Origin of the sequence: Enterobacter cloacae complex sp. IR5401 (assembly GCF_049238425.1) — a bacterium.
Classification (GTDB): domain Bacteria; phylum Pseudomonadota; class Gammaproteobacteria; order Enterobacterales; family Enterobacteriaceae; genus Enterobacter; species Enterobacter hormaechei_C.
The window spans coordinates 1-1,229 of record NZ_JBMKHN010000048.1 but is presented as its reverse complement, the minus strand read 5'-3'; the positions used below and the strand labels follow the sequence as shown (position 1 = coordinate 1,229).

The following is a 1,229-nucleotide window of genomic DNA, read 5'->3' as shown; positions in this document are numbered from 1 at the left end:
TGAATCGCCACGGATAATCTAGACACTTCCGAGCCGTTGATAATACTGGTTTTCATATTCTGTCGGTGACATCTGTTCGCTAGAACCATGCCGACGCTTACTGTTATAAAACATTTCGATGTAATCAAAAATATCACTGCGGGCTTCTTCCCGCGTTCCGTAGATCTTTTTCTTTATCCGTTCACGTTTCAACAACTGGAAAAAACTTTCTGCAACCGCATTATCATGGCAGTTACCGCGACGGCTCATGCTACCCTCCAGGCCGTGTGATTTCAGGAACGACTGCCACTCATGGCTTGTGTACTGACTGCCCTGATCCGAATGAACCAGCACCTGTTTTTCGGGATTACGCCGCCATACAGCCATCAGCAGTGCGTTCAGGACAATGTCCTTTGTCATCCGGGATTGCATGGACCAGCCGATAATTTTGCGTGAGAACAGATCAACAACAACGGCAAGATACAGCCAGCCTTCGTGGGTCCTGATGTAGGTTATGTCCGTTACCCAACGCTCATCAGGAGCATCCGGATTGAACTGTCGCTGGAGCCTGTTGGGTGACACGATACTGGCCTCGCCTTTACGTGCCCGCGGGCTTCGGTATCCGACCTGAGCCTTTATTCCGACACGTTTCATCAGTCTCCAGACTCTGTTTACTCCGCACTGTTGCCCGCTGTCACGCAGATCCAGATGGATTTTGCGATAACCATAGACGCATCCCGATTCCAGCCAGAACTGTTTAATCTGTCCTGTCAGTCTCAGGTCTGCCTGATGGCGTTGTGAATGCGGCTGCTGAAGCCAGGCGTAAAAACCACTGGGATGAACATCCAGCACCCGACAGAGCAGGCGAACAGGCCAGCAACAGGAGTTGTCACGGATAAAGGCGTACCTCAGTCGGACAGCTTTGCGAAGTACGCCGCGGCTTTTTTTAATATGTCCCGTTCGTCGGTAACCCGTTTCAGCTCTTTCTGGAGACGGCGGATCTCGGCCTGAGCATCTGACTGTTCTTTATTAGTGGAAGAATCCGGACCGTACTTCTTTATCCAGGCATAAAGGCTGTGGGTGGTGATATCGAGACGTGTTGCAACGCTGGCAACAGAATAACCGCGATCAACAACCTGTTTGACTGCTTCAGTTTTAAACTCTTCAGGATAACGCTTACCGCTCATGGGCACCTCTCTTTAAGTCATCTTAAATGACTCTGAGGTGTCTGTTAAACGCGTGGCGATTCA

The 1,229-nt window shown here is 50.2% G+C and carries 1 protein-coding gene; it reads right to left on the bottom strand.

Annotation, left to right across the window (positions count from 1 at the left end):
• Nucleotides 1–18 precede the first annotated feature (18 nt).
• A protein-coding gene (locus tag ACOTX1_RS23755) for an IS3 family transposase (protein WP_085949497.1) occupies nt 19–1,166 on the bottom strand; the annotation gives its coding sequence in 2 pieces (ribosomal slippage) (nt 19–929 and nt 929–1,166; 1,149 coding nt in all).
• Nucleotides 1,167–1,229: the final 63 nt, after the last annotated feature.